Origin of the sequence: Bradyrhizobium sp. Ce-3 (genome assembly GCF_022835695.1) — a bacterium.
Classification (GTDB): Bacteria; Pseudomonadota; Alphaproteobacteria; order Rhizobiales; family Xanthobacteraceae; genus Bradyrhizobium.
In genome coordinates this window covers 839,270-863,971 of sequence record NZ_BQUV01000002.1, presented here as the reverse complement: position 1 = coordinate 863,971, position 24,702 = coordinate 839,270, and the positions used below count along the sequence as shown (strand labels likewise).

General features: G+C 63.9%; 28 protein-coding genes and 1 tRNA gene. 15 read left to right on the top strand and 14 right to left on the bottom strand.

The features are described 5' to 3' along the window. The first annotated feature begins 46 nt into the window (after nucleotides 1-46). From BRSPCE3_RS10540 to BRSPCE3_RS10520, 5 genes are all read left to right on the top strand, one after another. Nucleotides 47-526, top strand: a complete 480-nt coding sequence (locus BRSPCE3_RS10540; RefSeq protein WP_244065710.1) for a carboxymuconolactone decarboxylase family protein — start codon at nucleotides 47-49, stop codon at nucleotides 524-526. Nucleotides 527-569: 43 nt separating this feature from the next. Further along, the gene (locus BRSPCE3_RS10535; RefSeq protein WP_244065709.1) at nucleotides 570-1,076 is read left to right on the top strand and encodes a cupin domain-containing protein; all 507 of its coding nucleotides are present in this window, start codon (nucleotides 570-572) and stop codon (nucleotides 1,074-1,076) included. Between the two features lie 197 nt (nucleotides 1,077-1,273). Then, nucleotides 1,274-2,167, top strand: coding sequence for a dihydrodipicolinate synthase family protein (locus BRSPCE3_RS10530; protein WP_244065708.1), 894 nt, complete (start codon nucleotides 1,274-1,276; stop codon nucleotides 2,165-2,167). A gap of 138 nt (nucleotides 2,168-2,305) precedes the next feature. Beyond that, nucleotides 2,306-2,728: a chorismate mutase gene (locus BRSPCE3_RS10525; RefSeq protein WP_244065707.1), complete on the top strand. Its 423-nt coding sequence runs from the start codon at nucleotides 2,306-2,308 to the stop codon at nucleotides 2,726-2,728. A gap of 13 nt (nucleotides 2,729-2,741) precedes the next feature. Further along, nucleotides 2,742-4,670, top strand: a complete 1,929-nt coding sequence (locus BRSPCE3_RS10520; protein WP_244065706.1) for a caspase family protein — start codon at nucleotides 2,742-2,744, stop codon at nucleotides 4,668-4,670. Between the two features lie 51 nt (nucleotides 4,671-4,721). Here the strand turns inward: BRSPCE3_RS10520 and BRSPCE3_RS10515 are convergent, their stop codons facing one another. The 5 genes from BRSPCE3_RS10515 to BRSPCE3_RS10495 all read right to left on the bottom strand — a co-directional run bounded on the left by BRSPCE3_RS10515 (nucleotide 4,722) and on the right by BRSPCE3_RS10495 (nucleotide 9,178). After that, nucleotides 4,722-4,916 carry a hypothetical protein gene (locus BRSPCE3_RS10515; protein WP_244065705.1) on the bottom strand — a complete coding sequence of 65 codons (195 nt, stop codon included), beginning with the start codon at nucleotides 4,914-4,916 and terminating at the stop codon, nucleotides 4,722-4,724. 2 nt (nucleotides 4,917-4,918) lie between these two features. Beyond that, complete coding sequence (locus tag BRSPCE3_RS10510) at nucleotides 4,919-5,641, bottom strand: hypothetical protein (protein ID WP_244065704.1); 723 nt, start codon at nucleotides 5,639-5,641, stop codon at nucleotides 4,919-4,921. Nucleotides 5,642-5,999: 358 nt separating this feature from the next. Next, nucleotides 6,000-7,583, bottom strand: a complete 1,584-nt coding sequence (locus BRSPCE3_RS10505) for a M23 family peptidase (RefSeq protein ID WP_244065703.1) — start codon at nucleotides 7,581-7,583, stop codon at nucleotides 6,000-6,002. Between the two features lie 136 nt (nucleotides 7,584-7,719). Beyond that, nucleotides 7,720-8,286, bottom strand: coding sequence for an elongation factor P (efp, locus tag BRSPCE3_RS10500; protein ID WP_092125602.1), 567 nt, complete (start codon nucleotides 8,284-8,286; stop codon nucleotides 7,720-7,722). 163 nt (nucleotides 8,287-8,449) lie between these two features. After that, complete coding sequence (locus tag BRSPCE3_RS10495; RefSeq protein WP_244065702.1) at nucleotides 8,450-9,178, bottom strand: hypothetical protein; 729 nt, start codon at nucleotides 9,176-9,178, stop codon at nucleotides 8,450-8,452. A 237-nt stretch (nucleotides 9,179-9,415) separates the two neighbouring features. Between BRSPCE3_RS10495 and epmA the strand changes: the two genes are divergently transcribed. From epmA to BRSPCE3_RS10475, 4 genes are read left to right on the top strand one after another with little or no spacing between them, the layout of a single operon-like run. Further along, the gene (gene epmA, locus BRSPCE3_RS10490; protein WP_244065701.1) at nucleotides 9,416-10,468 is read left to right on the top strand and encodes an EF-P lysine aminoacylase EpmA; all 1,053 of its coding nucleotides are present in this window, start codon (nucleotides 9,416-9,418) and stop codon (nucleotides 10,466-10,468) included. After that, nucleotides 10,465-11,556: a lysine-2,3-aminomutase-like protein gene (locus BRSPCE3_RS10485; protein WP_244065700.1), complete on the top strand. Its 1,092-nt coding sequence runs from the start codon at nucleotides 10,465-10,467 to the stop codon at nucleotides 11,554-11,556. Before epmA ends, BRSPCE3_RS10485 begins: the two co-directional genes overlap by 4 nt. A 7-nt stretch (nucleotides 11,557-11,563) precedes the next feature. Next, nucleotides 11,564-11,782, top strand: coding sequence for a hypothetical protein (locus tag BRSPCE3_RS10480; protein WP_244065699.1), 219 nt, complete (start codon nucleotides 11,564-11,566; stop codon nucleotides 11,780-11,782). Between the two features lie 22 nt (nucleotides 11,783-11,804). Continuing rightward, nucleotides 11,805-12,071, top strand: a complete 267-nt coding sequence (locus BRSPCE3_RS10475) for a hypothetical protein (RefSeq protein WP_244065698.1) — start codon at nucleotides 11,805-11,807, stop codon at nucleotides 12,069-12,071. 66 nt (nucleotides 12,072-12,137) lie between these two features. On the opposite strand, the gene BRSPCE3_RS10470 is transcribed toward BRSPCE3_RS10475, so the two are convergent. From BRSPCE3_RS10470 to BRSPCE3_RS10460, 3 genes are all read right to left on the bottom strand, one after another. Next, the gene (locus BRSPCE3_RS10470) at nucleotides 12,138-13,223 is read right to left on the bottom strand and encodes a 3-deoxy-7-phosphoheptulonate synthase (RefSeq protein ID WP_283843097.1); all 1,086 of its coding nucleotides are present in this window, start codon (nucleotides 13,221-13,223) and stop codon (nucleotides 12,138-12,140) included. Nucleotides 13,224-13,461: 238 nt separating this feature from the next. Continuing rightward, nucleotides 13,462-14,034, bottom strand: coding sequence for an HdeD family acid-resistance protein (locus tag BRSPCE3_RS10465; protein ID WP_244065697.1), 573 nt, complete (start codon nucleotides 14,032-14,034; stop codon nucleotides 13,462-13,464). 65 nt (nucleotides 14,035-14,099) lie between these two features. Then, nucleotides 14,100-15,137 (bottom strand): PrsW family glutamic-type intramembrane protease, encoded by a 1,038-nt coding sequence (locus tag BRSPCE3_RS10460; protein WP_244065696.1) that lies wholly within the window; start codon nucleotides 15,135-15,137, stop codon nucleotides 14,100-14,102. A gap of 484 nt (nucleotides 15,138-15,621) precedes the next feature. Here BRSPCE3_RS10460 and BRSPCE3_RS10455 point away from each other — a divergent pair, with 484 nt between their 5' ends. Beyond that, entirely contained in the window at nucleotides 15,622-16,533 is a 912-nt protein-coding gene (locus BRSPCE3_RS10455) for a sulfite exporter TauE/SafE family protein (RefSeq protein WP_244065695.1), read from the top strand. On the opposite strand, the gene BRSPCE3_RS10450 is transcribed toward BRSPCE3_RS10455, so the two are convergent. Next, complete coding sequence (locus tag BRSPCE3_RS10450; protein ID WP_244065694.1) at nucleotides 16,530-17,762, bottom strand: Zn-dependent hydrolase; 1,233 nt, start codon at nucleotides 17,760-17,762, stop codon at nucleotides 16,530-16,532. The genes BRSPCE3_RS10455 and BRSPCE3_RS10450 overlap by 4 nt on opposite strands. Nucleotides 17,763-17,928: 166 nt before the next feature. Here BRSPCE3_RS10450 and BRSPCE3_RS10445 point away from each other — a divergent pair, with 166 nt between their 5' ends. The 4 genes from BRSPCE3_RS10445 to BRSPCE3_RS10430 all read left to right on the top strand — a co-directional run bounded on the left by BRSPCE3_RS10445 (nucleotide 17,929) and on the right by BRSPCE3_RS10430 (nucleotide 19,694). Then, entirely contained in the window at nucleotides 17,929-18,276 is a 348-nt protein-coding gene (locus BRSPCE3_RS10445; RefSeq protein WP_244065693.1) for a hypothetical protein, read from the top strand. A gap of 62 nt (nucleotides 18,277-18,338) precedes the next feature. Beyond that, the gene (locus BRSPCE3_RS10440) at nucleotides 18,339-18,500 is read left to right on the top strand and encodes a hypothetical protein (RefSeq protein ID WP_244065692.1); all 162 of its coding nucleotides are present in this window, start codon (nucleotides 18,339-18,341) and stop codon (nucleotides 18,498-18,500) included. Nucleotides 18,501-18,657: 157 nt separating this feature from the next. Further along, nucleotides 18,658-18,732, top strand: a tRNA-Glu gene (locus BRSPCE3_RS10435). 794 nt (nucleotides 18,733-19,526) lie between these two features. Next, entirely contained in the window at nucleotides 19,527-19,694 is a 168-nt protein-coding gene (locus BRSPCE3_RS10430) for a hypothetical protein (RefSeq protein ID WP_244065691.1), read from the top strand. Nucleotides 19,695-20,485: 791 nt separating this feature from the next. Here the strand turns inward: BRSPCE3_RS10430 and BRSPCE3_RS10425 are convergent. The 5 genes from BRSPCE3_RS10425 to BRSPCE3_RS10405 all read right to left on the bottom strand — a co-directional run bounded on the left by BRSPCE3_RS10425 (nucleotide 20,486) and on the right by BRSPCE3_RS10405 (nucleotide 24,166). After that, nucleotides 20,486-20,800: a hypothetical protein gene (locus BRSPCE3_RS10425; RefSeq protein WP_244065690.1), complete on the bottom strand. Its 315-nt coding sequence runs from the start codon at nucleotides 20,798-20,800 to the stop codon at nucleotides 20,486-20,488. A 9-nt stretch (nucleotides 20,801-20,809) separates the two neighbouring features. After that, entirely contained in the window at nucleotides 20,810-21,124 is a 315-nt protein-coding gene (locus tag BRSPCE3_RS10420; protein ID WP_244065689.1) for a hypothetical protein, read from the bottom strand. A 75-nt stretch (nucleotides 21,125-21,199) separates the two neighbouring features. Beyond that, on the bottom strand, nucleotides 21,200-21,655 hold the full coding sequence (locus tag BRSPCE3_RS10415) for an Hsp20 family protein (RefSeq protein WP_244065688.1): 456 nt from the start codon (nucleotides 21,653-21,655) through the stop codon (nucleotides 21,200-21,202). A 370-nt stretch (nucleotides 21,656-22,025) separates the two neighbouring features. Beyond that, nucleotides 22,026-22,421 carry a response regulator transcription factor gene (locus BRSPCE3_RS10410; protein ID WP_244065687.1) on the bottom strand — a complete coding sequence of 132 codons (396 nt, stop codon included), beginning with the start codon at nucleotides 22,419-22,421 and terminating at the stop codon, nucleotides 22,026-22,028. A 341-nt stretch (nucleotides 22,422-22,762) separates the two neighbouring features. Further along, nucleotides 22,763-24,166 carry a molecular chaperone gene (locus BRSPCE3_RS10405; RefSeq protein ID WP_244065686.1) on the bottom strand — a complete coding sequence of 468 codons (1,404 nt, stop codon included), beginning with the start codon at nucleotides 24,164-24,166 and terminating at the stop codon, nucleotides 22,763-22,765. 248 nt (nucleotides 24,167-24,414) lie between these two features. On the opposite strand from BRSPCE3_RS10405, the gene BRSPCE3_RS10400 reads away from it, so the two are divergent. Continuing rightward, nucleotides 24,415-24,672 carry a PilZ domain-containing protein gene (locus BRSPCE3_RS10400; protein ID WP_163159771.1) on the top strand — a complete coding sequence of 86 codons (258 nt, stop codon included), beginning with the start codon at nucleotides 24,415-24,417 and terminating at the stop codon, nucleotides 24,670-24,672. The last annotated feature ends 30 nt before the right edge of the window (nucleotides 24,673-24,702 follow it).

Here is a 24,702-nt window from a genome sequence, read left to right as displayed (position 1 = left end):
GAGCTCTGATAATATGTCAGTATACTGATAACATGAGGCCACGCCAATGTCACATGCCCGCAAGGAATACACCGACTTCGAGAAGCTCGCCCCCGACGTGTTCGCCGCCGTGCGTGCGCTCGGCCAGTTCGCGGCGAAGGCCGGCCTCGACAAGCAGCTGCTGGAGCTCGTCAAGCTGCGCGCCTCGCAGATCAACGGCTGCGCCTTCTGCGTGCAGTATCATATCCTGCAGAGCGAGAGCCTCGGCGTGCCCACAGACAAGCTGAACCTCGTCGTGGTGTGGCGCGAGGCCCCGCAATTCTCGGCCCGCGAGCGCGCGGCGCTGGCCTGGACCGAAGCGCTGACGACCCTGCCGAACGGCGTCAGCGACGCGATCTATGCGGAGGTAGCCGCCGAATTCTCCGAGCAGGAACTGACCTATCTGACCTCGGCGATCGCATCGATCAATGTCTGGAACCGGTTCGGCGCCGCCTATCGCTGGACACCGCCGCCGCGCCGGCAGAAGGCGGACGCAGCGGCGTCGTGACGTCGAGACCGAGTAAACGACAACCGACCAGGGGAGACGAACGATGAGCTCGATGACGATGACACCATCTCTACCATTCGCGCGGCCGCCGCGGCCGGTCTCGCTCGCCGTGGTTGCGGGACTGGCCTGCGCCTTCGTGATCGGCAAGACCTTGCCGACGCCGATGGACGCGATCTCCGCGGTGATCGCGCCGCTGTGCGCGAGCGCCAATGCGGCATCGCCGCTCGACAAGGTCGAGGTCATCACCTCGCATGCGCTGCCGAACGTGCCGGGCAAGCGCGTCACCGTCGTGCGGGTATTCTACGGGCCGGGCGGCTTCACGCCGCCGCACCGCCATTCCGGCTCGGTGACGGCCTATATCACCAAGGGCGAGATCCGCTCCCAGCTCGGCGGCGGGCCGGTCGAGACCTTCAAGGTCGGCCAGTCCTTCTTCGAGCCTCCGGGCTCGACCCACATGGTCTCGGCCAATGCGAGCACCACGGAGCCGGCGGAGCTGATCGCGGTGTTCGTCGCGGACGAGGGCGCGCAGCTGACCACGATGCTGGAATAGCCGCCGGCAATTCCAACCGAAGCCGGCCCAATTCCGCAGGGCTGCAACGGCCGTCGAGCACTGGACCAGTTTGCCGTGAAGTCCGCAGCAAACTGGACCTTGCAAGCAGAATTGGGCGCGGTGATTGATGGCGCGGCGGCTGCGGCCGGCATGCGCTTTCACCGCTCGCGCGGCGGCCATGAAACAGGAGCAACCGAATGGTCAATCTCAAGGGGCTTTCCGCCTTTCCGATCACGCCCTCGAATCGAGACGGCCAGGTCGATGCGGGAGCGCTTCGCGCATTGCTGGAGCCGCTGATCGCGGCGAAGGTGGATTCGATCGGGCTGCTCGGGAGCACCGGGTCATATCCGTATTTCAGCCGCGAAGAGCGGCGGCGGGCCGTGCAGGCGGCTGCCGCCCTCACAGATGGCAAGACGCCGCTCCTGGTCGGCATCGGCGCGCTGCGCACCGATGATGCGGTGAAGCTGGCGCAGGATGCGCGGGATGCCGGCGCGGCGGCGGGGCTGTTGGCGGCGGTGTCCTATACCCCGCTGACCGACGATGAGGTCTTCGAGCATTTTCAAACCGTGGCGCGTGAAAGCGGATTGCCGATCTGCATCTACGACAATCCGGGCACGACGCATTTTCGATTCACGCCGGCCCTGGTCGGCCGCCTCAGTCACCTGGACGGGATCATCGCGGTGAAAAGTCCCGCGCTGGACGCGTCCGCGCTCGCCGGCCACATCGCCGAATTGCAGGCTGTCGTGCCGAACGGCTTCTCGTTGGGGTACAGTGCCGACTGGAACTGCACCGAGGCGCTGCTCGCGGGTGGCGAGACCTGGTACAGCGTTCTCGGAGGAATCCTCCCCAAGGTCTGCGTCGAGATCGTCCGGGCCGTGGCAAGCGGCGATGCCGCCAGGGCACGGCAGCTCGACGCGAGCCTGGAACCGGTCTGGCGGCTGCTCAAGACATTCTCGAGCCTGCGGGTCGCCTACGCGATCGCCAATCTCAGGGGGATCTGCGTGGCCGAGCCGCCGCGTCCGATCCTGCCATTGCCCCCGGAGGCCCTGAAGAAGGTCGGTGAGGTGTTGGCCGGAATGGAGATCGGCTGATCGCATCGCGCGGCGTGTGACGCCGCGCATCGATGCGATTTCGAATGGAACCCGCGGTCGTCCCGTCGGAAGCGAGGCTTCCATCGGCGCGCGAAATCGGCATAACAATCGCAATGCGTGCCCGCTGGGAGGCGTTCGATGCGATGGCCGGTGCTTCTGTTGACGCTGCTTGTTCCTGCAATGGCATGGGCCGAGGAGCCCGCAACCAATGCCCCGGCGCTGTGGGGCAGTCCCACCGTCGACAATGGCGCCTGCTGCAAGACGCTTGGCGAGGTGCGCAGCAACATCGACCGGCTCGACCGCGAGATCGTGCGCCTGATGGCCGAGCGCGGCCGCTATGTCCATGAAGCCGCCCGCTTCAAGGCCAACCCCGCGCAGGTCGAGGCGCCCGAGCGGGCCGAGGCCGTGGTGAAGAAGGCGATGACGCTCGCCGAGCAGGATGGGTTGTCGCCCAAGGTTGCCGAGGCCGCGTACCGCGCGATGATCCGCGCCTTCATCGATTACGAGCAGGGCGTCTTCGCAGCGGCGTCGTCGCGCGGCGATGCACCCTGGAAGAAATAGGCGGCGCACGGCCATGCGGTACTCACTCCGGCGCATGCTCGCAGGCGCGGCGCTTGTCCTGATCGGCTGCGTGTCGATCACGGGGCCCGCATCTGCCGAGCGACGCGTGGCACTCGTGATCGGCAATTCGGCCTATCGCAACACGGTGCAGCTTCCCAATCCGCGCAACGACGCAACGGACGTGGCGCGGATGCTAAGGGGCGCCGGCTTCGAGGTGGTGGAGGGCGTCGACCTCGACAAGCACGGCATGGACGATGCATTCCGCCGCTTTGCCGATGCGGCGGCCGGTGCCGACGCCGCGCTGTTCTTCTATGGCGGTCACGGCTTTCAATTCCAGGGCGCGAACTATCTCGTACCGGTCGACGCCAGGCTGACCGGTGCCGCCGACATCGGGGCGCAGATGGCGCGGGTCGACGACATCCTCGCCGATCTGCAACGCGCCAGCGGCGTGCGTATCCTGATGCTCGATGCCTGCCGCGACAATCCGCTCGCCGACCAGCTGTTGGCGCAGGCGAACCCCGCGCGTGCCGTGACGATCGTGCGCGGCCTCGCGCGGATCAAGCAGACCGCGGGCACCGTGATCGCCTATTCGACGCAGCCCGGCGCGGTCGCGGCCGACGGCGAGGGCCGCAACAGTCCGTTCGCCGCCGCGTTCATCCGGGAGGTCAGCCAGCCCGGTGTCGAGATCGGCCCGCTGTTTCGCCATGTCGCGGGCGACGTCTACCGGGCGACCAACGAGCGGCAACTGCCCGAGGTGACGTTCTCTCTGCTCGGCGATTTCTATTTCATCGGCCGGCCGGCCACGCCGTCGCCGCCGGTCGGCGGGGCGCCTGCGACCACGCAGCCGGCCTCGCTCGTGCTGCCGACCACGGCGCGCATCGCCGCGGAAGGCTGCGACAAGCTTGCCGCGTCGGCCGAGGATATCGACCGGCCGTCTGGCGTGCCCGGCGTCGCGCTCAATCACATCCAGCCGCGGCTTGCCGTCGACGCCTGTCGTGCCGCGCTGGCGGAGGCGCCGGACCACCGCCGCCTGCAATTCCAGATGGCGCGTGCGCTCAGCGTCGCCGGAGAGCTTGCCGAGGCCCGGAACTGGCTGACGGAGTCCGCGGCCGCGGGCTCGGTTGCGGCGATGTCCGACCTCGCGGTGATGCTCGAGAAGGGCGAGGGCGGTGCTGCCGACCTGCCGCGCGCGGTGGCGCTGTTCGACCAGGCCGCCGCCGCGGGCAATGTGCCGGCGATGCGCAATGTTGCGATCGAGTTCGAGAACGGGCGTGGACGTCCCGCCGACGCGGTGCAGGCTGCGCAATGGTATCGCAGGGCTGCCGACACCGGCGATCCGCAGGCGATGGGCTTCCTTGCCGTGCTGTATCTTCAGGGCACCGGCGTGCCGAAGGACGCCAGCCAGGCGCGGCAATGGATCGAAAAGCTCGTCACCACCGAGCACACCGCAACCATGCTCCGCGTCGGCTATGTGCTGCTTGGGCTCACCGGCGCGGTGAAGGATTACGCCACCGCCCGCACGCTGTTTCAGCGCGCCGCCGCGCTCGGTGACGGCGACGGCAATGTCATGCTCGGCAACATGGCGGCCGGCGGCATCGGCGAACCGCGCAATTTCGCGCGCGCCGCGGACTTCTACGAACGCGCCGCGGCGATCGGCAACATGAATGCGAAGGCGAGCCTGATGCCGCTCCTGATGGCGGGCGCCGGCGGCTTGAGGCGCGATCCCGGCAAGGCTGCCGAATACGGCCTGGAGGCGCTGCGCGGCGGCTCGCCGGTGGCAAGGGCGCTACTGATCGAGAAGCCGACCACCTCGCTGACCCCGGAGTTGCGCAAGGCCGTCGAACAGCGGCTGGCGCGCGCCGGCCTGCTCAAGCGGGCACCCGACGGCCGCTACGGGCCGGACACGCTGGCTGCGCTGCAAGGCGCGGTGGTGGCGAAGTGATCGTTGGCCGCGCTGAGCGGCCCAGGCTGCTGCTTTCGTTTTCTCCGCGCGTCAGCGGAATGTGACAAGCATAACCTCGCCGTCGGGAATCTCGGTGACTGACGCAGGTGCAGCGCTGAGACCGGTTTTCCCACGCGCGAGCCTTTCTGCCTCATCTGCAGAACCCGCCACCACTCCAACGATCGAATGTGGAGCATCATCCGGATGGATCCGAATGCAAAACAATCGCTTGGCTTCGTTGGCCATCGCTATTGCTCCTTCACCTGAGGGGGCCGATTGTAGTGATGAACACAATGAGGCGACGAGCCCGCTGACATGCAATAGGCGATGCAGGAGCCAGCGGCTTGGATCTTCTTCGAAATAAAAGCCCATCCGGTTGGGATAACGGTCAAGTTTTCATCAGCAACTGGGAGTGGCTGAGCGCTCGTGACACTCATGCGACTCCAATTCTCTTCGACCAATTCCTGTCCCTCGGGGACCGAAACCGCCCGCGCAAGGATTGCCAGCCCGACTTGATTGGACAATCCGCTGTCAGCGACGAGTGAGCAGATGTCTTGCAGCAACGCCGGTTGTGCTACGAGAGCAGCCCAAGCATGAGTGACGGCTTTGTCTGAAGAAAATTCAAGCGCCGTCAGTTCGCGGCGTTCCGCGTCGACCAGGAAACGGCTGGGCGCCGCTGTCCTGTCGTTCGCAAGCCTCTCCGCTTGGGCGATAAGTGCAGGTCTGCCAGTCGGATGGATGCCGGGACGTTCAATGATGCTTTCTTCGCCGCGCAGGTCCCAATGCCTGTGCAAGAGGAAAGCGCCTAATTCGCCACGAGCGAACGGAGTCTCGGCACATACTCTTGTGCCGGACGCAACAAGCTGGTCCAACCGCCGTTGCGCAGGCCGAAGGGCTTCAAATGCTTCAGCAACATCAGGTAGATCATTGTATCTGTGATGTGAGCACGGTTCTTCAACAATTGTGAACACGACTATCTCCCTGTCGTTGCGGGAAGTCGAAACGATGCATCAATTATAGGTTGAACCTTACAGACTCTCGCGCGCGACCGCAACAGTTCCTGCTCTGGTAGTACCGGAACGTTGCGTTGGGCTTTGATATTCGCGGCGTCGTCACACGAATCGTCGCCGGCCGGGATGAAATCAGCGCCAATTGCCGCCCCGGCGAGCGGCGCACGATTTGTTTGCACGATTTCGGAATAATGGAATTGTGCCGCTGAGTTGCCCGACGTGTCAAGTCGCCATGTCGGATGACGGCAGCCGCCGGCTACTGTGCATGGGGTTGTTTTCGATATTTTGGCAGGCGCCTCGAACCGGGGTCCGCTTCGCGCTAATTGCCGCCGCCTTCCTGGGTGTCGATGCGATGTACGACGTCGTCCGGCAGGGCGTGGGCCACCGCGGCCGCAGGCCCGGGCTCCGGCCCGATCTCGCGGCCGCGGCCGCGGATCAGCCGCTCATAGGCCGACACCAGCGTGGTGTAGGGGTTGACCCAGAGCCAGCCGTCGCGCGTGAACACCTGCACGTCGAAATGCAGATGCCGTGACGTGCCGTTCGGATGGTCGAGGTAGTTCGAGACCACGCCGATCTTCTCGCCCTCGCCGAGGCGGCGTCCGTTGAGCAGGCCGTCGGCGTCCATCACCGACGGATTCATGTGCATGTAGCGGAAGCGGACGTGCTCGGTGCGGGTGTTGACCTGCAAGGTCGCGGCCTGCTGCTGCGCGGAGCGGATCACGATGCTGTCACGCACCGCGACGACCACCTGCTGCCTGGGATCGCAGCCGTCCTTGCTGTCGGCCGGGCACGCGCCGGGCCGGATATCCTGGCCCTGATGGCCGTAGCCGCTGGCGCATTGGCCGACCTCGAAGCTGCGCGCCTCGCAGAAATTGTCCTGCCAGGGATACGCGTCGACGGTCGCACCGGCCTTGCGCCTGGCGAAGGATTGCGAATGCGCGAAGGCCGGTGCCTTCTCGAGCGGAAAGCGGATCTGCGAATAGACGGTGAAGTCGGCGTGGCCGCTCTGCCTGCGCCCGCCGCTGCCCGCGACGATGTCGCCGCTCGGCCGGTAGCTGAAGTCGGCCGATTGCGCGATCGGCCGCTCGGCAATGCCGGAGGCCGTGTCGCTGCGCGGCCGCGACGGCTGGCCGCCGGCGACGCGCAACGCCTTCAGGAAGCGTTCGGCAACCGGATAGGCTTCGCGGCATGCCAGCCGCTTCGGCCGCGGCGCGCTGTCGAGGCACTGGATCGAGACCACATAGGGAATCCCGAACCGGGTGAAGGCGTAGCGGACATAGCCTTCGCGGATGAAGCGGCGAAGGTCCGGGAACTGGGCGGCCAGCGTCTTGACCGGCTCGCCCTTGCCGCCGAGCCGGTCGGCGAGGTCGTAGACCAGGATCGAGCCGGTGATCTGCACCTCGACCGGCTTTGCAAAAATCCGTTGCGGCATGCCGTCGCCGGCACCGGGCTCGAGCGAGAACACCGCGTCGTAGCCGGACGCACCGGCATCGAAGACATCGACGGCGCGGAAGTCGGCCTGATAGCGCGCGACCGGCAAACTATCCGATGCACCGCCTCGACGCGCGTCGAGATAGTCGGCCGCGTCGAACGGCAGCAGCACGGGAACAGGGCTCTGCGCGATACCGGGAAACAGCGGCGTGGTCACGGCGTTCAACTGCACCAGCGCGGGCGTTGCGCGCGGATCAGAGGCGGGAACGCGGCGCTGTCCGGCGAAGGTGAAGTTGGCGGCGACCGCCGGGCGGCTGCCGATCTCCTGCCGCAACTCGTCGAGCGCGGCCCGCCATTCGACCCGCATGGCGGAGATCGATGGCGTCCGGAATTCATCGGCATGAGCGCCGGGAGGAGGCGAGAGCAGGGCTGCCAGCCAGCAAGTGAAGAAGCTGACCACCGTCCTGTTCACTGCACCCCCCGGGTCATGTCCGATCGCGAGAGATTAGAGCAAGTTCCGGAAAAGTGTGTAGCAGTTTTCCGGAAAGTTTGAGCTTTAACAACAAGCTGATGCGCGATGATCGTTCACCGTGCGCTTCGTCGCCCGCTCAGTCCTTGGCGCGTTCGACGTAGGAACCGTCCTCGGTCATCACGACGATGCGCGTGCCGGTGGAGACGTGCGGCGGCACGCCGGTGCGGATGCCGTTGGACAGCATCGCCGGCTTGTACGACGACGAGGCGGTCTGGCCCTTGGTCACGGGCTCGGTCTCGACCACTTCCAGCGTCACGCGCTGCGGCAGCTGGATCGCGACCGGATTGCCGTCGTGCATCGACAGCTTCACGGTCATGTTCTCCTGCAGATACGGCGCCGACGAGCCGACGATCTCCTTGGAGACCTGGACCTGGTCGTAGTTGTCGTTGTTCATGAAGTGGAAGCCGTCGGCGTCCTCGTAGAGGTAGTTGTAGTTGTGGTCCTCGACGGTGGCCTTCTCGACCTGATCGGTGGTCTTATAGCGCTCCGACACCTTCACGCCGTCGCCGATGCGGCGCATTTCGATCTGGCTGACCGGGGTGCCCTTGCCGGGGTGAATGTTTTCGGCGGAGAGGACCACATAGAGCTTGCCGTCCTGCTCGATGATGTTGCCCTTGCGGATGGAACTGGCGATGACTTTCAAAGGTGTTTTCCTGAATTTGAGAAGCGGGGGCGCAAACCGGACCGGCAGCCCCTCGGCCGTGGCGGCGATTTCGGGCTGCAACATACTGATTTGTCCCTGAGATGCCAGTCTTTTGCGGCCGAATTCGGCGGGTTGCCAACCGTTGCGGCCGCGCCAATCGGCGCTATTTCCGGGCCGGATCGGGCGTTTTCTGAGCCTTCTGGTTGTGCTCGGCAAAGCTCGCAGGAACCGAGAAGGTCCCGGTTTTCAGGTCGTAGACGCAGCGCCAGTCCTCGACCCAGGGGAAGGGCGTCTCTTCGCCCTGGATGTCGAAGGACAGGCCGATCACGAGATACCGGCTGTCCGGCCAATGCTGGTCCAGCCAGGCATAGTTGTCCTCCAGGCCCTTGATCAGCCCGACCTGCATGTGGTCGAGCGTGTAGGGGTCATCCGGGTCGCGCCGCACGCCGGCGGCTGGGGGCTGGGTGTAGAAGAAGTCCCAGGCGGCCTCGCCGAGCGGCTTTTCGGTGGCCGGCACGAACCGGTCGCCGGCCCGCTTGTAGAGGTGGAGGGTGTGAGTGCCGGAGCCGATCTTCTGCATCCGCACCAGCCAGCGGCTGTCCGGGCTGAAGCGGAAGCCGGCTTGATAGCCCGCTGCGTCGGTGGTTTCGCCCTGGTTCAGCAGCGCGCCATGCTTGCCGGCGCGGTCGAAGGTCCAGAACTGGAAGAGGAGGCCGTCGTCTCCCATGTCGCGCGCATATTGCTTGAGCCGAATCTCGCCGTCCGGCGAGGTGAATGTGGGCGCATCGGTGACGCGCTTGAACTGCTTTCCCGGGCCATCGGCGCTGGCCGGGCCAGCCAAGGCGAGGCCGAGATACACAAGCAAGGCTATTCCGCGTAACCAACCGGCCATGGGGCTCATCCGTTCAGCGAATCTGCCGATGGGACGCGCGAGCGGCCGTTCAGGTTCAGCACGGCGCCCGCATGGACAAGGTGCGCGTCTTTCGACAAGAAGGGATCGGCTTCGCTGCGTTGCGCGGAGCACAGGCCCGTGCAAGTCTATGAAATTGTTTGAAATCAACCGGATACGTCAGAATCCTGAGAGTCGATGGCGGCGCGTTGATGTTGAATCCATGAGGATGCTCCGGCGATGACCGTGCATGACCAGCCTTCGCCCTGGTGGACGCCCGAGCGCTACGCCGACCGCAGGCCGTTCCTGCAGGCCCGCAGCGCGATCACGCGGGCGCTTCGGGCCTGGTTCGAGGAGCAGGGCTTTGCCGAGGTCGAGACCGCCATCCTGCAGATCTCGCCGGGCAATGAGACGCATCTGCACGCGCCTCGTACCGAACTCAGGCAGGCCGATGGCGCGCATGCGACGCGCTATCTGCGGACTTCTCCGGAGTTCGCCTGCAAGAAGCTGCTCGCGGCCGGCGAGCCGAAGATCTACGAGTTCGCGCGGGTGTTTCGCGATCGCGAGCGCGGCGACCTGCATTTGCCCGAATTCACCATGCTGGAATGGTACCGCGCCGATGCGTCCTATGACGCGATCATGGCCGACACGATCGTCGTGATTGCCCATGCGGCGCAGGCAACCGGGATCGGGCGGTTCTCCTTCCGCGGCAGGATCGCCGATCCGTTTGCCGAGCCGGAGTTGCTGACTGTCGCCGCCGGCTTCGAGCGCTTCGCCGGTATCGATCTGCTGGCGACGATCGCAGGCGGCGAGGGCGATCGCGATGCGCTGGCGTCTGCCGCACGCGACCGGGTGCGGATCGCTGACGACGACACCTGGTCGGACATTTTCAGCAAGGTGCTGGTCGAGCATGTCGAGCCCAATCTGGGGCAAGGCCGTCTGACGGTGCTGTTCGAATATCCGTCGCCGGAGGCCGCGCTGGCGCGCACCAAGGCCGGCGACCCACGCGTTGCCGAGCGCTTCGAGATCTATGCCTGCGGCGTCGAGCTCGCCAACGGCTTTGGCGAGTTGACCGACGCGGCCGAGCAGCGCCATCGTTTCACCGCAGCGATGGACGAGAAGGCGCGCCGCTATGGCGAGCGCTATCCGCTCGACGACGATTTCCTCGCCGCGGTCGGCCAGATGCCGGAGGCGAGCGGCGTCGCGCTCGGCTTCGACCGGCTGGTGATGCTGGCGAGCGGCGCGCCGCGAATTGATCAGGTGGTCTGGACGCCGCCTGCAGGAGAGCCATGAACAGGATCGATCCGAAACTGGCGGCGACGTTGCGGCAGCCGCGCGAGCTGGTCGATGCCGGCCTCGCGCCGGTCGCAGCACTTGCCGCGCTCGAAAAGGTGGCCGCGCGCTACGCGGTCGCGGTGACGCCAGAGCTCGCCGCACTGATCGACCCGGCCGATCCCGTCGACCCGATCGCGCGGCAGTTCATCCCGAGCGCCGACGAACTCGTGGAGCAGCCGGGGGAAAACGCCGACCCGATCGGCGACGATGCGCATTCGCCAGTCGCGGGCATCGTGCATCGCTATCCTGACCGGGTGTTGTTCAAGCTGGTGCATGTCTGCGCAGTCTACTGCCGGTTCTGTTTCCGGCGCGAAATGGTCGGGCCGGGAAAGGCCTCCGCTCTGTCCGACGACGCCTACCGCGCGGCGCTGGACTACATCCGGTCCCATCCGGAGATCTGGGAAGTCATCCTGACCGGTGGCGATCCCTTGATGCTGTCGCCGCGCAGGCTGACCGAGATCATGGCCGATCTCGCCGCCATCGATCACGTGAAGATCATCCGCCTTCACACCCGTGTTCCGATCGCCGATCCCGCACGTATCAATCCCGAGATGATCGCGGCGCTGCGGGTCGAAGGGGCGACGACCTGGATTGCGATCCACGCCAACCATCCGCGTGAACTCGCCGCCAATGCCCGCGCGGCGTGTGCACGGCTCAGCGACGCCGGCATTCCGCTGGTCAGCCAGTCGGTCCTGTTGCGCGGCGTCAATGACGATGCTGCGACGCTCGAGGCGCTGATGCGTGCCTTCGTCGAGTGCCGGATCAAGCCGTATTACCTGCATCACGGCGACCTTGCGCCCGGCACCGCGCATTTGCGCACCACGATCGAAGCCGGACAGGAGCTGATGCGGGCGCTGCGCGGGCGCGTTTCCGGACTTTGCCAGCCGGATTACGTGCTCGACATCCCCGGCGGCCACGGCAAGGCCCCGATCGGCCCGACCTATTTGTCGCAGTCCGCTTCGCGCGAACGTGAAGATCCCCTGGAACGGCACTACCGGGTCGTCGATTATTGCGGTGACGTGCACCTCTATCCGCCGCAATCCTGAGGCCGTGATGGCCGAGGCCGGGGCCGGGGATGGACAGCGGGAGCCGCCCGAGGACGAGGGCAGCCGCAGCATGGAAAATGCTGTGATGTTTGGCTTCTTTGTGGTGCTGGTCGCCGCGGCAATCTGGCTCCTTGGCGCGATGGCCGATATACGGAAGGTACAGGATTGCGCAGCGCAGGGGCGGCGCAACTGTGCTACCGTCGAGGTGCCGGAACGGGCGCGATAGGGTTGAGAAGCGGAGACGCGAGATGCGGAAGACAGTTTTGGTGATGGCTCTGATGGTGGTTGCGGTCGGAGCTCCCCAGTTTGGAGTGTCCAATGCCTGGGCGCAGCAGCAGGGCGGATCCTCCTCCATGCAGAAGGGGGTGGGCGTGCCGGAAGCGCCGATCGGACATCGTCAGCCGCGCCGCGGCGACGTCGGCAACGAGAAGAACATCAGCGATCCGAACAGTCAGGCCAACAAGGAAGACGCGGCGCTCGACAAGAAGATCAAGAGCATCTGCCGCGGTTGCTAGCTCGCGAGAGAGGCCGGCGGAGCGCGATATCCGCCCCGCCGGCAAGGCTCAATCCGTCCGGCCGCGTCAGGCCGAACGCTCCTGCAGGCCGTCACGCCGCACGCCGCGCCTGGCGTCGACGGCATCCGCCAGCTGCTTCAAGACATCAGCCGTCGTCGCGAGATCGATGCAGCCGTCGGTGATGCTCTGGCCGTAGGTCAGCGGCTTGCCCGGCATGACATCCTGGCGTCCGGCGACAAGGTTGCTCTCGATCATCACGCCGATGATGCGCTGTTCGCCGCCTGCGACCTGCCGTGCGATGTCGGCGGCAACCAGCGGCTGGTTCTCCGGCTTCTTGCTGCTGTTGGCGTGGCTGGTGTCGACCATCAGCCGCGCTGCGACACCGGCGTGGCCGAGCTCGGCGGCGGCCGCGTCGACGCTTGCAGCATCATAGTTCGGCGCCCGGCCGCCGCGCAGGATGACGTGGCAATCCTCGTTGCCGCTGGTCGCGGCGATCGCCGAACGGCCGCCCTTGGTGACCGCCATGAAATGGTGCGGGTGCGACGCCGATTTCACCGCGTCCGCCGCGATCCGCACGCCGCCATCGGTGCTGTTCTTGAAGCCGACCGGGCAGGACAGACCGGAAGCCAGCTCGCGATGGATCTGGCTCTCTGTGGTGCGTGCACCGATCGCGGCCCAGGAGACCAGATCGGCGATGTATTGCGGCGTCGTCATGTCGAGGAATTCGGTGCCGGCCGGCAGGCCGAGATTGTTCACGGCCGACAGCACGGTGCGTGCAAGCCGCAGGCCCTTGTTGATGTCGAAGCTGCCGTCGAGATCGGGATCGTTGATCAGCCCCTTCCAGCCGACGGTGGTGCGCGGCTTCTCGAAATAGACCCGCATCACGATCTCGAGGCGGTCGGCAAGCTGCTCGCGCAGGCCGGCGAGGTGCTCGGCGTAATCGACGGCCGCCGCGGGATCGTGGATGGAGCAGGGGCCTACGACGACCAGCAGGCGGTCATCGGTGCCATTGAGGATTGCGTGGATGGCGTTGCGGGCGCCCATCACGACGCGGGTCGCCGTCAGGGTGCGCGGCACCTCCCGCATCACCTCTTCGGGCGTACTCAGCTCTTTCAATTCCTTGATGCGAAGATCGTCTGTCGTACTCAACACGGCTGGCTCCTTTGGATTTTCGGGACCTGCCGGCACACAAAAAAGCCGCCAGGTCTGGCGGCTTGTTTTGGATGTTTGCTGCAATTCTTCAGATTGAGCGCGATCCTCCTGCCGCCAGCGAGCTGTCGTAGCTAAAGTACCAAAAATAGCTGGTGGCGACGGTGATCATGGGCCGGGTCTATAGCGCAGGGATTTGGGGCTGTCACCCCCCAAATCCGCGAGGGGAGCCAGTTGGCCGTCAGGTGTTGCGCGCGGCCAATGCCATACCTATCAGGGTGGCCCCGCCGAACATCAGATTGAGGCCGACCAGCAGGCCGATCGCCCATCCCGCCGATTCCGGCAGGCCGGCGATGATGAAGAAGGCGACGACGATATCCATCAGGCCGGCGATCAAGAGCCATGACCAGCGTCCCGACAATTCGCGGCGATGCTCCAGCGCATACATGATGGTGGCGACGCCCTCGGCTGTGAAATAGGCGCCGATCACGATGGTCAGCGTCAGCACGCCCTGCATCGGACGGGCAAGCAGCACCATGCCGGCCAGCACGGCGAGCGCGGCCGAGATCAGCGACCACCAGAAGCCCGGCATGTTGCGCGCCCAGAAGGTCACGATCAGGCCGCCGATGCCGGAGATCAGGAACATCCAGCCGAGGAAGATGGTGACGGCGAGGCTCGCGAAGGACGGCACGATCATCGCGGCGATGCCGAGCAACACGAGCAGGATGCCTTCGAACAGAAACGCCTTCCAGTGCTGCTGGACGGTGGCCTGCACCTCCGATCGCAGTCTGTCGAGGTCGTTGGACAGGGGCATCGCGGCTCTCCTGATCTGCCAGTGCAAAGTCTGCAAGTGCGAAGTCTGCGCGCGTGCGCGGTATCCTAGCTCTGGCTCGGCGCGGACGGAAAGCCCTCCGAGGCGGTTCGCATCCGGTTGCGGCCGAGCAAGTAGACGGCGGTGGTCGCGATCAAGAGCGCCAGTCCGATCAGGATCGAGGTGAAGCCGATCGGGACCAGGATGAACGACGCATTGCGCTCGGGATTGACGTACCAATGGTGCAGCGAGGTGAGCAGGAAGGCGACGCCGGCGAAGCCGGTGCCGCCGCCGATCAGCAGCAGCGCCCACATCCGCCGCAGCTGGCTGAGCCGCTCGCGCGCAACGTCGGTGCGCGGTGCATGATGCCTGCCGAGGCGGCGCACCAGGCGGATCGCGAAACCGATCGAGGAGAAGCCGATCAGCACGCTGGCCGAACCGAGCAGCAGCCGCGTGGTCGAGCCGAGATCGGGGATGCGCTGCAGCGCGAGCAGCGGAAAATCGAACGCCGCATGCAGTGCGACCGGCGCGACCAGCACTAGCGACCAGTTCGTGATGCGGGCCCAGTCGCGGTGGCCCCGGTAGGCGCCGAGCGCGCCGCCGGAGCGCGCGATCGCAAGGTAGGCGCCGGCAATGATGCCGAGCGCGCCGTGAAACGGCACGGTGAGCACGCTGCGCAACGCCGCGAGCGCGCGCCACATGTCCTTGTGCTGGACGAGGTAGGCGAGGTTCTCGTAGGCGGCAAATCCGAGGCCCGCAGCCGCGCCATAGACCACCGTATCCATCGGATCGGCGAAGGCGCGGCGCCGCGTCGAGATCGCGACGATGACGAGAACCTTGACGATCTCCTCGGGCGCCGCCACGCCGAACGCGGCGCGCACCGCCTGGGTCGCCCAGGGATTGTCGGGAATCGCAAGCAGCGCATTGAACGGAATGCGCGCCAGGCCCAGCAGCGAGATGCTGGCCGCGCCGAGCACGAAGGCGAGCCACACCTGCACCGGCGGTCCGGGGCGCTCGTCGGCTGCAATCACCAGCCACAGCACCAGCAACGCGGGAGCAATGGCGGCGGCGCCAATCACGGTCGGAAGCGACTCAAGCAACAACATGAGCCGGACGGCCCCTTTTTTTGGCAATAGCGCGATGCGTACCCAAGAAATGGCAGCAAGTTCAGCGGATTGCAAATCGGGTAATGCGGGAAAGCGGTCCGACTGATGCCGTTCTCGTGTCCAATATGCCACGGTTGCCGGCGAAAGCGCGGTGCGGGCCTCGATCAGCTCAAGGCAGAGGGCGTTGACTGGCTACAGGCAGGTCCTGGCGGCCAAACGTGCCCGTCGGGTGTTCCAGGCGCAGGGCTTCGGTATCCGAGTTGTGATCGGGTGACGACCTCCGGATCCAGCCCGCTTTGCCGAGATCTCGCGCGCGGCGCGGCCATGGCGCATCGACGAGATGGACATCACGAGATCGCCGGCCCGCAGACGCGGGCGCGGAGCGTGGGTGTAGCGCGAATTGGCGGCGGCAAGTTTCGGCACCGCCTCGCTTTCGATGGGCTATAATGCCGCGGGCAGGTGACTGATCCGGTATAAGCCAAAGATGTCTTCGATTGATTCTGCTGTGATCGTTCTTGCCGTGATCGCCCTGTTTGCGGCGTTTGTGAACGGTGCGCTGGGTTACGGGTTCTCCTCGCTCACCGTGCCGGTCGCGCTGGTGTTCTACACCAACCGCGTTCTCAATCCGGCGATCGTCATCGTCGAGGTCTTCGTCAACCTGTACGTTCTGTGCATCAATCTGAGCGGCGTTCCGGCCGTGTGGCGGCGCGTGTTGCCCATTCTCATCGGGATGCTGCCCGGCATCGCCGTCGGAGCCTTTGCGCTGACGTCGCTGCAACCCGGCTGGATCAAATTCGCGACCTACTCGATCATCCTGCCGCTGATCCTGCTGCAGGCGGCGGGTTGGCGAAAGCCGATGCATTCGAAGTGGCTCGTCGGCTTGCCCTTTGGAGCGGCGCTCGGGGTACTGTACTCGGTCACGACCATCTCGGGACCGCCGCTGGCGATCCTGTTCAACAATCAGGGCCTGGTCAAAGACGAGTTTCGCGCCGGTCTCGCACTGGTCCGGGTGACAGAGTCCGGCCTGACGGCGATCGCATATTACAAGCTCGGCCTGTTCATCGAAGAGAGCCGCAGCATCCTGTTCGTGCTCGTTCCCTGCGTCGCCGTCGGCATACCGCTCGGCGCCTGGCTGATCCGGCGGCTGGATGCCGAGACGTTTCGGCGGATCTGCATGAGCTTTGATGCGTGGGTCGTGGGCTTCGGCCTGTCGCGCGTGTTGATCGAAGTGAAGCTGATGGAAAGCCCGTGGGCCTACAGCGTCATGGCCGCCGCGTTCCTGATCGACGTCTGCCTGTTGTACGTCTTCTTCACCGCACGGAAAGAGGCCGTGCAGAACCCGCACGCATTGGCTTCACTGAGATCCGGCAACCAGGGTGGGCGGCAAGGCGGCTAGCCTGCCAGCAGGCGCCGGCAGGTCTCGACGAACACCTCGGCCCCGGTGACGATGTCGGCATCGTCGGTGTTCTCGCTCCAGTGATGGCTGATGCCGCCGATCGACGGCACAAACAGCATCGCCGCCGGCATGATGGTGGCGAGCACCTGGGCGTCGTGCCCGGCGCCGCTCGGCATGCGGATCGATTTGCCGCCGGCGCAGGCAGCACTTGCGGCCTCGATCGCATCCTGGAACGCGGACGTCATCGTCGCTGGCACGCCCGTGCGGATGCGCTCGACCTGCACGGCGCTGCGGCCCTGCGCCGTGACCTCGGCCGCCATCCGACGCAATTGCTGCTCGAGACGTTCGATCACCGCCGGATTGTCGTCGCGGATCTGGAATAGCATCTCGGCGCTGCCCGGGATCACGCTCGGCGCGCCCGGATCCAGGGTGATGCGGCCGGTGGTCCAGACCGTGCGCGGTCCGCACAAGGCAGGGAAGCTGTCGTCGATCGCAACGCAGAACCGCGCCAGCGCCAGCCCTGCATCCTTGCGCACCGCCATCCGCGTGGTGCCGGCATGGTTCTGCGCGCCGGTGAAGGTGATGCGATACTGCCAGATGCCGACGATCGAGGTGACGATACCGACCTTGAGCCCGCTGCTTTCGAGCGTGTCGCCCTGTTCGATATGGGCTTCGAGATAGCCGATATGGCGGCCAGCTTCGGCCGTGACGCGCGGGCGTCCGGCGAAGCCCGCATCCTGCAACGCCTGTCGCAGGGTGCGATCGCCGGAGCGATCGCGCGCCGCATCGATATCGGCTTCGGACACGGCGCCGGCATAGGAGCGGCTGCCGAGGAAGCTGCCGAAATGTCCTTCCTCGTCGCACCACGAGGCGACCTCGACCGCGCCGTGAATCCCCGGATCGGGATTGATGACGCGCGCGGCTTCGAGCGCGTAGATCACGCCGAGCGGGCCGTCGAGCCAGCCCGCATGATTCTGGCTCTCCAGATGCGACCCGGCGAGCAGTTTCGGTCCTGCCTTCGCGCTCGTGCCGAACACATTGCCGATGCCGTCGATCGCGGCGACGAGTTCGGCCTCTGGCAGACGCGCGGCGAGCCAGTCGAGTGAGCGCAGATGCGGTTCCGAGAATGTCGGCTTGTGCACGCCGGTCCTGTAGGCGCCGATCGCACGCAGCGCGTTGAGATCGGCGAGCACGCGCTTGCCGTCGAAGCGATCGTTGGTGCCTGGCATGAATGGACTCCGGATTAGCGTCTTGATTACGTCTTGGCGCCGCAATCCCGTCTTGATGCCGTCGCGGTTGGATGCGACGGAACAATCAGGGCAAACGATTTCTTAGCGGTTCTGCTCTTAGGTCGCAGTACGAATGTTGCAGTACGAATAGCGTGTGGGTGTGATCATGTCTGCATTCCGGAACTGGGCCCGCAAGGCCGCTGTGGTTCTTCTTCCGATCGCGCTCGGCGCCTGCGCGCAATACTCGCAGCAATACAGCATGAGCGCACCTCCGCCGGGAACAGGGCCGCTGGCCTGGGACGGTGCCGGACAAGACCCGAATTCGCCGCAGCCGCGCCGCCATGCGCGGAATGCGTCACCGGCCGTCGCCGAGACATCAGGTGCGCAACTGTCGGACGTGGATGCGGACGAGCGGCTCGCGCGCAAGCTCGTCATCTGCAGCACCTGCATCAAGCAGACAACGCCGGTCGCGGCTCAGCTGAACAACCGGCAGGACGTCGCCAGCAATCACTAACGGCCGACGCGGCGTGAGGTCGATCCGGCGCGCTGGCCTTAGTTAGGCCACGATAACGTTCGATGCGCAGCCCCATGTCGTTCCGCAGCTTCATCGTTCCCGTCCTCGTCGTCGCGCTTGCCGCCGCGATCCTGATTCATGTCGGTGGCTCACGGGCGCATGCGCATGTGCCGCCGCATTGCGGCTTCTGGACCTCGATCGAGGCCGGATTGTCCTGCAGGTGACCTCCCGCTGGGTCCGGCCCGGCACCCCAGGAAAAGCGTGTCTCGACGCTTGCCCGTCCGGCCAATCGCCACTATACGTTCGCCCGTCGCAGCCGTTCGCCGGTCGCGGCCAGTCCGGCGCATCTCACGTCTAACGTATTGATTTGCCGGGAGTTTTGCTCCCTTCGTCTATCGGTTAGGACGCCACCCTTTCACGGTGGAGAGAGCGGTTCGATTCCGCTAGGGAGCGCCATCGCGCAAAAACTAAGAAAATTCATTCGATAATTCAATCAGTTATGTTTCGCCCCCGCGCCCTGTTGGACGTTTTGTTGGACGTTCACGGCAGCGTGTTTGTTCTGCTTTGTTCTCCTTTCAATGATGGTGCTGTCCGTGTTTAAGCCCCCGTGTCCTAAGTTGGATTTCGAAGTGTCCTAGTTCGCATTAGCGAACGGAAGCCGAGACTTGGTTGATGTTCTCGGTAAGACTACTGAGTCGCACACCGGCTGTTCTGGCCTTAGCGATTGTTATAGCTCGCCAAGCGTTCGCTATCCCCAGCGATATCTTGCAGCGCAATAATTCGTTTCTAGAATACCGCCATGGCGACAAGGTTAGATTATTACATTGTCACCCGGGAGAACGGTAAGCATCCACACCCGTGGTGCTGGGAGTTGCGACGCCGTGGCGAGCCCATGGGCGTGAAAGTCTGTGGGGACGGATATCAATCACAGATGGCAGCGGAATTCGCTGGAAAGCGCGCACTGAATGAATTTCTTGACGCGCTTAGCAAAGAAGAGAGACGAAGATAGGCCGCCTCAGTTGGTCTGGGAAGTTTTGCGTCAACTAAAAATCGGGGCGTGACCCAACGGGTTCGACCGTAACAGGTCAGGTTTCCTCGGGCACCTGAGGAGTTGCCACTTCTTCCCAGCCTCCGTAATCGCACGGAATGTTTCCAGATATTTCCATCGGCTACGAAGGAGTGACCGGCGCAATTAGTGGGGACTTTCTATGCCGATCAACGGAGCAAAGCCTTGGTCTCAGGAGGAGGATATGGCGCTGATCGCGCTCACCGGAATTCCTGGCATCACGTATCGGGAGATAGCCATTCGTCTTGGCCGCACCGAAGCCGCCGTTAGCTGCCGACTTACGCTGATCAGAAAGGACTTGGCCGAGCAGGCTTCGACCGACTGTCCTAATTCCCAGCAGCGAGTGTCCTAACTAGGACAGCACCTCAAATTACCTTTGGAATAGGATCTTTCACACTCGCGCGGCAAGGGAACCCGCGTCTACACTCACTCAATGTTCAGGCTTTTCGCGCAGACATATGCCGTATCGCTTGCCGCCAGAGTTGCCGCCTACCTTACGTTAGCCGCGCTCCTGGCGCTGGGGTATTTCAATGGGTTTGGCGCCCTAGTGCTTGCATGGGCGCCCAACGCAACGCGATAACACCCAAAGCAAGTTGGTCGGTGACGCGTCCGGCGAGTTCTGTATAGTGCGCGATTTTTTTATCCAACTCGACACAATGCGTGCACATGCTCGCCTCACCGTTGGAGTCGCTTACCAATCGGATCGTAAGTGATACCGATGCTTCAATCTAGTCGTCGTTATCCCCGTGGCATGCCGGACACGCTCGACGTCGGCGCCGTCTCGAACGCTCGCATGTAGTTTCCAGTCCGCGTCCGCAGTAACGACTTCCACGTAACAGACATGCTCTCCGCCGGGAAAGCTGCGAATTTCGCGAAGCGCGATCAACTCGAGGTCTTTTGCCGATATTGGCGTTCTCATGGCGTCCGAGCCTCGCTGTCCACATTGGCCCGATGGCAACTGGGATCAAGCCGCTTGGGTGGGCCTAGCGAGATGATCCGCAAGCAACCGTTCGAGATTGCGCTTCTCTTCGTCGATCCTTCTCGCGAACTTCTCCCGCTCATGATCTGACTTGGCTGTGTCCAGCAAATACTTGTAGTGACCGATTACTTTCTGGCTTCCGCGTATCAGAAAGTGCCCCGTGCTCATGGTGAGGCACCTTCCGATTTATTAGCAAAGCCGAGCGGTTGTCGTTCATGCACGAGAAGGGGAATTTCAGCGGCCAGAGTTTCCATCGCCGAGGATTCCTCGGAAAGACGTCGCTCGATGAAGTCGCGCTCAAGGTCGCTTAGCTTTGTACTTAGTAACCATCGATACCGCCGGATGTTGTTGCGACGTGCTCGCAGCTCTTCGAGTTGGCGATCGACGAGCTCGCGCCTTTCTTTTGTCGATGGCCGTCGAGCACACCAGCGAGCCTCGATTCTGTCCACGATGTGTTTCGGAAGATTGATGTCGTCCATGTCACCCCCCTAGGCCGCCAGCGGACGCAGAGTTGACCGAAGACGATAAGGCTTGCCTCCCGGCGGATGGTAAGGATCGTTATCGAGACGGCAAAGGGCGTCGAGAATGACGTCGATCTTGACCGGTGATCTCAAATCCGCGGGCGCCCGTAAGCCGGGACAGGATGGGACTGCGGCCGCGTCCGAGGCCCAGGAAGCCAACAGAGCGCGTTTTTCTTCCGTGGTCAGGGAAGAATCCGCCAAGACATCACGGGGATGATTGAACCGCGCCTCATTGCGGTCAGATGCATTCAAACAAATAACATTCGCGGTCGTCGGCCGCATGTTTGCCTCCGTTCTGAGACGAGAACTGGATAGTTGAAGCCGCGTGCGGCAGATCCGACCGCGGCTTCTTGCCTATCAGGCTGCAGCGGATTCAAGCTGCTGTGGCCGGCTCGGCTGCGGAGCGCTGATTGCGATCCGACGCGGCTTCATGGCTTCGGGGATTTCCCGCGCCAACTCGATCTTGAGCAAGCCGTTGTCGAACGCGGCATTCTTCACCAGAACATGGTCGGCCAGGCTGAACTGCCGCCGGAATCGACGGGTTGAGATGCCTTGATAAAGGTAGTCGCGTTCGGCTTTTTCGACCTTGTTGCCTTCGATCGTCAGGACGTTCTGCTCAGCGGTAACGGAAATCTCGTCCGGAGCGAAGCCTGCGATCGCGAGTGCGATCTGGTAGCGGTCCTCGGAAAGTCGCTCGATGTTGTAGGGGGGGTAGTTATCTTCGGTGGCCCGCTGAGCTGTTTCAGCCAGATCGAAGAGACGATCGAACCCGATGGTCGAGCGGAAGAGGGGAGAGAAATCGTACGTGCGCATAGCCAAATCCTCCAAAGAGCAAGATGGGTATGAGAAGCACCGGACACGACCGGTGCCCGTTACGCCTGGACCCTACTGGCGTCCAAGCCATCAGCCCTTGGGCCGACGAGCGACGAAATAAATCAGTATTTGGCAGTGTCAAGAGGGCTTTCTCAAAAAAAGCGACGTCGAGAGTTGCCGCAAGCCTCGCAGACAATTTTCCTAATTCGGTAAGTTAAGCGTTGGATTTAGCGAGATCATTGGTTATCGGCAGCGTTCTCGCTCGGCTAAGGATTTCGGAAGAGCCGCAATTCGGTCGACGAGCGTTTGGGTTTGGTGGCAAACCGACCCAAAGCTGCCAGCCAATGAGTGGGTGCCGCCCGAGGCGACGTTACTCAGTCGGCGCTATTGGCGGTGTGGCGTTAAGCAGGCCGGATACGGCCGTCACGAGCTGGGCCGGTGCAAACGGTTTTACGAGAAGGATGCTGCCTGGTACGCCCTTTGAGGGCCATTGATCGGCGCCATCGCCCGTCATGTACACTACAGGCAAATCGAGGTTAAGTTCTCTGGCGCGTCGGGCAACGTCCCATCCGGTGAGCTCGCCATGCAGGTGCACGTCGGTGATGAGCGCTCGATAGCGGCGGTGATTTTCTTGGAGAAGGACGATCGCCTCTTCAGCGGACGCTACCGTCTGCGCTTCAAACCCGCCCTCTGATAGAGCCTCTTCTACTAGTTCTTTTACGAGGTAATCGTCCTCGACCACTAAGACCGGCAGTGGATTTTGCACGTTGTCGCCTTCCGCAGTGGATGCAGCGGGTTCTTAAGTTACAAAGTGAACACTTGTTCCACGGTCGGTTTCATTTTGAAGCGAAATTGTCTGTGAGTGGCCCCAGTTAAATTCGGGGCCTTGCTTCTGTGAAACTAACCCACTGTGACCCGCCCGCTATTGCGAAAAGATCGGAGCAGCGGAATATGGACTCTGCCGATGTCGGAAAAGACAAATCGGCGGATCAGCAAACGGCTCCAGCACCGGCCTCCAGGCCCCCAGAGGTGCTGGGGCCGTTTCTTTTTTCGTAGGAGCAGGAGCGATAAGTTTCTGTAGTGAGGTGCCGCCCCTCTCCTTGGCGCCTAGCCGATGGCCGCTATTAGCTGCAAAGGGGAGGGTACCTGCATTCCAGGAGCCAATGCGATCCGCTCGATATATTTCCGCTTCAGGTCGAGGCCATGGCCGTCGCCATACTTGGGTTTCTTGGTGTCGTGGCCCATCAACTCGTCCTTGAGCTCGTCCGGCGTCTCGACGCTGCGCAGCCGGTCCTTGAAGCCATGACGCAGGGAATAGAGCGAGTGGGCCTCGGTCTCGCGCAGGCCATGATCGGAAAAATACGCGTTCACCGCAGCGGAGAGCGTGTCGCCCTTGTCGCGGTAATGTGGGAAGCCATCGGGAAACCGCCGCATGGCCTCGAGCGAGATCCCGACCAGCGGAATATCGCGATCGGAGAATACCGTCTTGAGGACGCGGTCGTCCGGCCGCACGCGGATGAACGGATTTGGCGCGTCGAGCACAATGTGCTTGCGGCGCAGATTGATGATCTCGCTAGGCCGAGCGCCCGTATTGATCATCACCATGACCACGGCGCGCTCCTCGTCGTTCATAGTCTCGAGGGCGCCCGCCGCGAGGAGGCGGTTGACGATCCACCATGGCGAAAAGGGCGGCCGTGGCCGCGACGCCTCACCCTCGAGCCTGGCGCCGGCGAACACGCGATCCAGATGTAGCCGGTGCCGTTTGGAGACGGCTGACAACATGCCAGTGATGTGCGTCAGGTTGCGATTGGCAGTCGCGGCAAGGACTTCGCCATCGACAACACGCTCGGTCCAGTGGTCGGTATATTTCAGCGCGTCATCGCGCGTCAGCCGCGTGATGGCCTTGTCGCCGACGACGGTGATCAGCAGCTCGATCGCCCGTTTTTTGCCGTTCTTCCATTTCTTGAGCTGGCCAGGTGACATCCTGGCGATAGTCGTTTTCTTCGCGATCTCGAACTCGTCGCACAGGCTGGACAGCATGATTTCCGGCAGGTCGACGCCGCCAAGGGTCGCCGCGGTCGTGGCAGGGTCATGCCGCCGATCGCCCACTGCGAGCGCGTCAATCCGGCGGAGGATCTCGGCAAGGGCCTCCTTGGCAACGTCGTCGACCGGCCTGTAGGTCAGCTGCAGGGCATGTGCCCGCTGCCGGGCCTCCTCGAGAGCGACGATGGCGTCCCGGCTTCCTTGGCGCGCGGCCGCTCTCCAGGACGCCTCCAGATCGATATTAAGCTGGTCGGCGACCCGGCCGGCGCGGATGCCCGACCGATCGTCTGCGATGCGGATTTTGGTCGACTGCTTGACGATCCCTCGCGCGTCGACCGCGGCGAATTCGGGCGGCACCCGACGGACGAAATGCCAGTACCCGTTTCGCTTGGTAAGACGCTCCGGCATCGGATCCTGTTGCACGTTTTGTTGCACGCCAGCATCGGTGGAGCGGCGGTCGAAAGTCAATAAATTACGAATTATCCCAAGATATCAACAGCATCGCTGGTTAGCTTCCTCGCACCGCTAGGGAGCGCCATCATGGCCAAACCGGAAATCCAGCCAGTTCAACGGATTGCCTTCGGGTGGGCGCTTTGCGTTGCCGCCAGGGCCGGTGTGCACAACCCGGCAATCGCTCCAATCCGCCGCGATTTCGCAACCTTTTGGTAAGCCAGCGGCGATAGGCGTTCGCCCTGGGGATCCTTGGGGATGATGTGATGGCTTTGGGGTCCAAGAAACGCGAAACGCGCAAATCGCTGCGCCAGTCCGGCTGGATCACGCTCGACGGCGGATTCGCGGCGCGGCCTTGCGTGGTCGAGGACATCTCCTCGTCGGGCGCCAAGATCACCGTCCAGGACAACAACACGCTGCCGGCCAAGCTGCGGCTGGCGTTCTCGCGCGACGCTCGCACCGGGCGCGCCTGCGAGGTGGTCTGGCGCGAAGGCAAGACGTTCGGCGTCAAATTCGTGCGCTAGCCTCACTCGACCGCGCGCGATAAGAAGCGG

What these genes read in the sequence shown, in the direction of transcription:
- BRSPCE3_RS10540 (WP_244065710.1), top strand. Translation starts at nt 47, where the DNA reads ATGTCACATGCCCGCAAGGAATACACCGACTTCGAGAAGCTCGCCCCC.
- BRSPCE3_RS10535 (WP_244065709.1), top strand. Translation starts at nt 570, where the DNA reads ATGAGCTCGATGACGATGACACCATCTCTACCATTCGCGCGGCCGCCG.
- BRSPCE3_RS10530 (WP_244065708.1), top strand. Translation starts at nt 1,274, where the DNA reads ATGGTCAATCTCAAGGGGCTTTCCGCCTTTCCGATCACGCCCTCGAAT.
- BRSPCE3_RS10525 (WP_244065707.1), top strand. Translation starts at nt 2,306, where the DNA reads ATGCGATGGCCGGTGCTTCTGTTGACGCTGCTTGTTCCTGCAATGGCA.
- BRSPCE3_RS10520 (WP_244065706.1), top strand. Translation starts at nt 2,742, where the DNA reads ATGCGGTACTCACTCCGGCGCATGCTCGCAGGCGCGGCGCTTGTCCTG.
- BRSPCE3_RS10515 (WP_244065705.1), bottom strand. Translation starts at nt 4,916, where the DNA reads ATGGCCAACGAAGCCAAGCGATTGTTTTGCATTCGGATCCATCCGGAT.
- BRSPCE3_RS10495 (WP_244065702.1), bottom strand. Translation starts at nt 9,178, where the DNA reads ATGGCCGGTTGGTTACGCGGAATAGCCTTGCTTGTGTATCTCGGCCTC.
- epmA (WP_244065701.1), top strand. Translation starts at nt 9,416, where the DNA reads ATGACCGTGCATGACCAGCCTTCGCCCTGGTGGACGCCCGAGCGCTAC.
- BRSPCE3_RS10485 (WP_244065700.1), top strand. Translation starts at nt 10,465, where the DNA reads ATGAACAGGATCGATCCGAAACTGGCGGCGACGTTGCGGCAGCCGCGC.
- BRSPCE3_RS10480 (WP_244065699.1), top strand. Translation starts at nt 11,564, where the DNA reads ATGGCCGAGGCCGGGGCCGGGGATGGACAGCGGGAGCCGCCCGAGGAC.
- BRSPCE3_RS10475 (WP_244065698.1), top strand. Translation starts at nt 11,805, where the DNA reads ATGCGGAAGACAGTTTTGGTGATGGCTCTGATGGTGGTTGCGGTCGGA.
- BRSPCE3_RS10465 (WP_244065697.1), bottom strand. Translation starts at nt 14,034, where the DNA reads ATGCCCCTGTCCAACGACCTCGACAGACTGCGATCGGAGGTGCAGGCC.
- BRSPCE3_RS10460 (WP_244065696.1), bottom strand. Translation starts at nt 15,137, where the DNA reads ATGTTGTTGCTTGAGTCGCTTCCGACCGTGATTGGCGCCGCCGCCATT.
- BRSPCE3_RS10455 (WP_244065695.1), top strand. Translation starts at nt 15,622, where the DNA reads ATGTCTTCGATTGATTCTGCTGTGATCGTTCTTGCCGTGATCGCCCTG.
- BRSPCE3_RS10450 (WP_244065694.1), bottom strand. Translation starts at nt 17,762, where the DNA reads ATGCCAGGCACCAACGATCGCTTCGACGGCAAGCGCGTGCTCGCCGAT.
- BRSPCE3_RS10445 (WP_244065693.1), top strand. Translation starts at nt 17,929, where the DNA reads ATGTCTGCATTCCGGAACTGGGCCCGCAAGGCCGCTGTGGTTCTTCTT.
- BRSPCE3_RS10440 (WP_244065692.1), top strand. Translation starts at nt 18,339, where the DNA reads ATGCGCAGCCCCATGTCGTTCCGCAGCTTCATCGTTCCCGTCCTCGTC.
- BRSPCE3_RS10430 (WP_244065691.1), top strand. Translation starts at nt 19,527, where the DNA reads ATGGCGCTGATCGCGCTCACCGGAATTCCTGGCATCACGTATCGGGAG.
- BRSPCE3_RS10425 (WP_244065690.1), bottom strand. Translation starts at nt 20,800, where the DNA reads ATGGACGACATCAATCTTCCGAAACACATCGTGGACAGAATCGAGGCT.
- BRSPCE3_RS10420 (WP_244065689.1), bottom strand. Translation starts at nt 21,124, where the DNA reads ATGCGGCCGACGACCGCGAATGTTATTTGTTTGAATGCATCTGACCGC.
- BRSPCE3_RS10415 (WP_244065688.1), bottom strand. Translation starts at nt 21,655, where the DNA reads ATGCGCACGTACGATTTCTCTCCCCTCTTCCGCTCGACCATCGGGTTC.
- BRSPCE3_RS10400 (WP_163159771.1), top strand. Translation starts at nt 24,415, where the DNA reads ATGGCTTTGGGGTCCAAGAAACGCGAAACGCGCAAATCGCTGCGCCAG.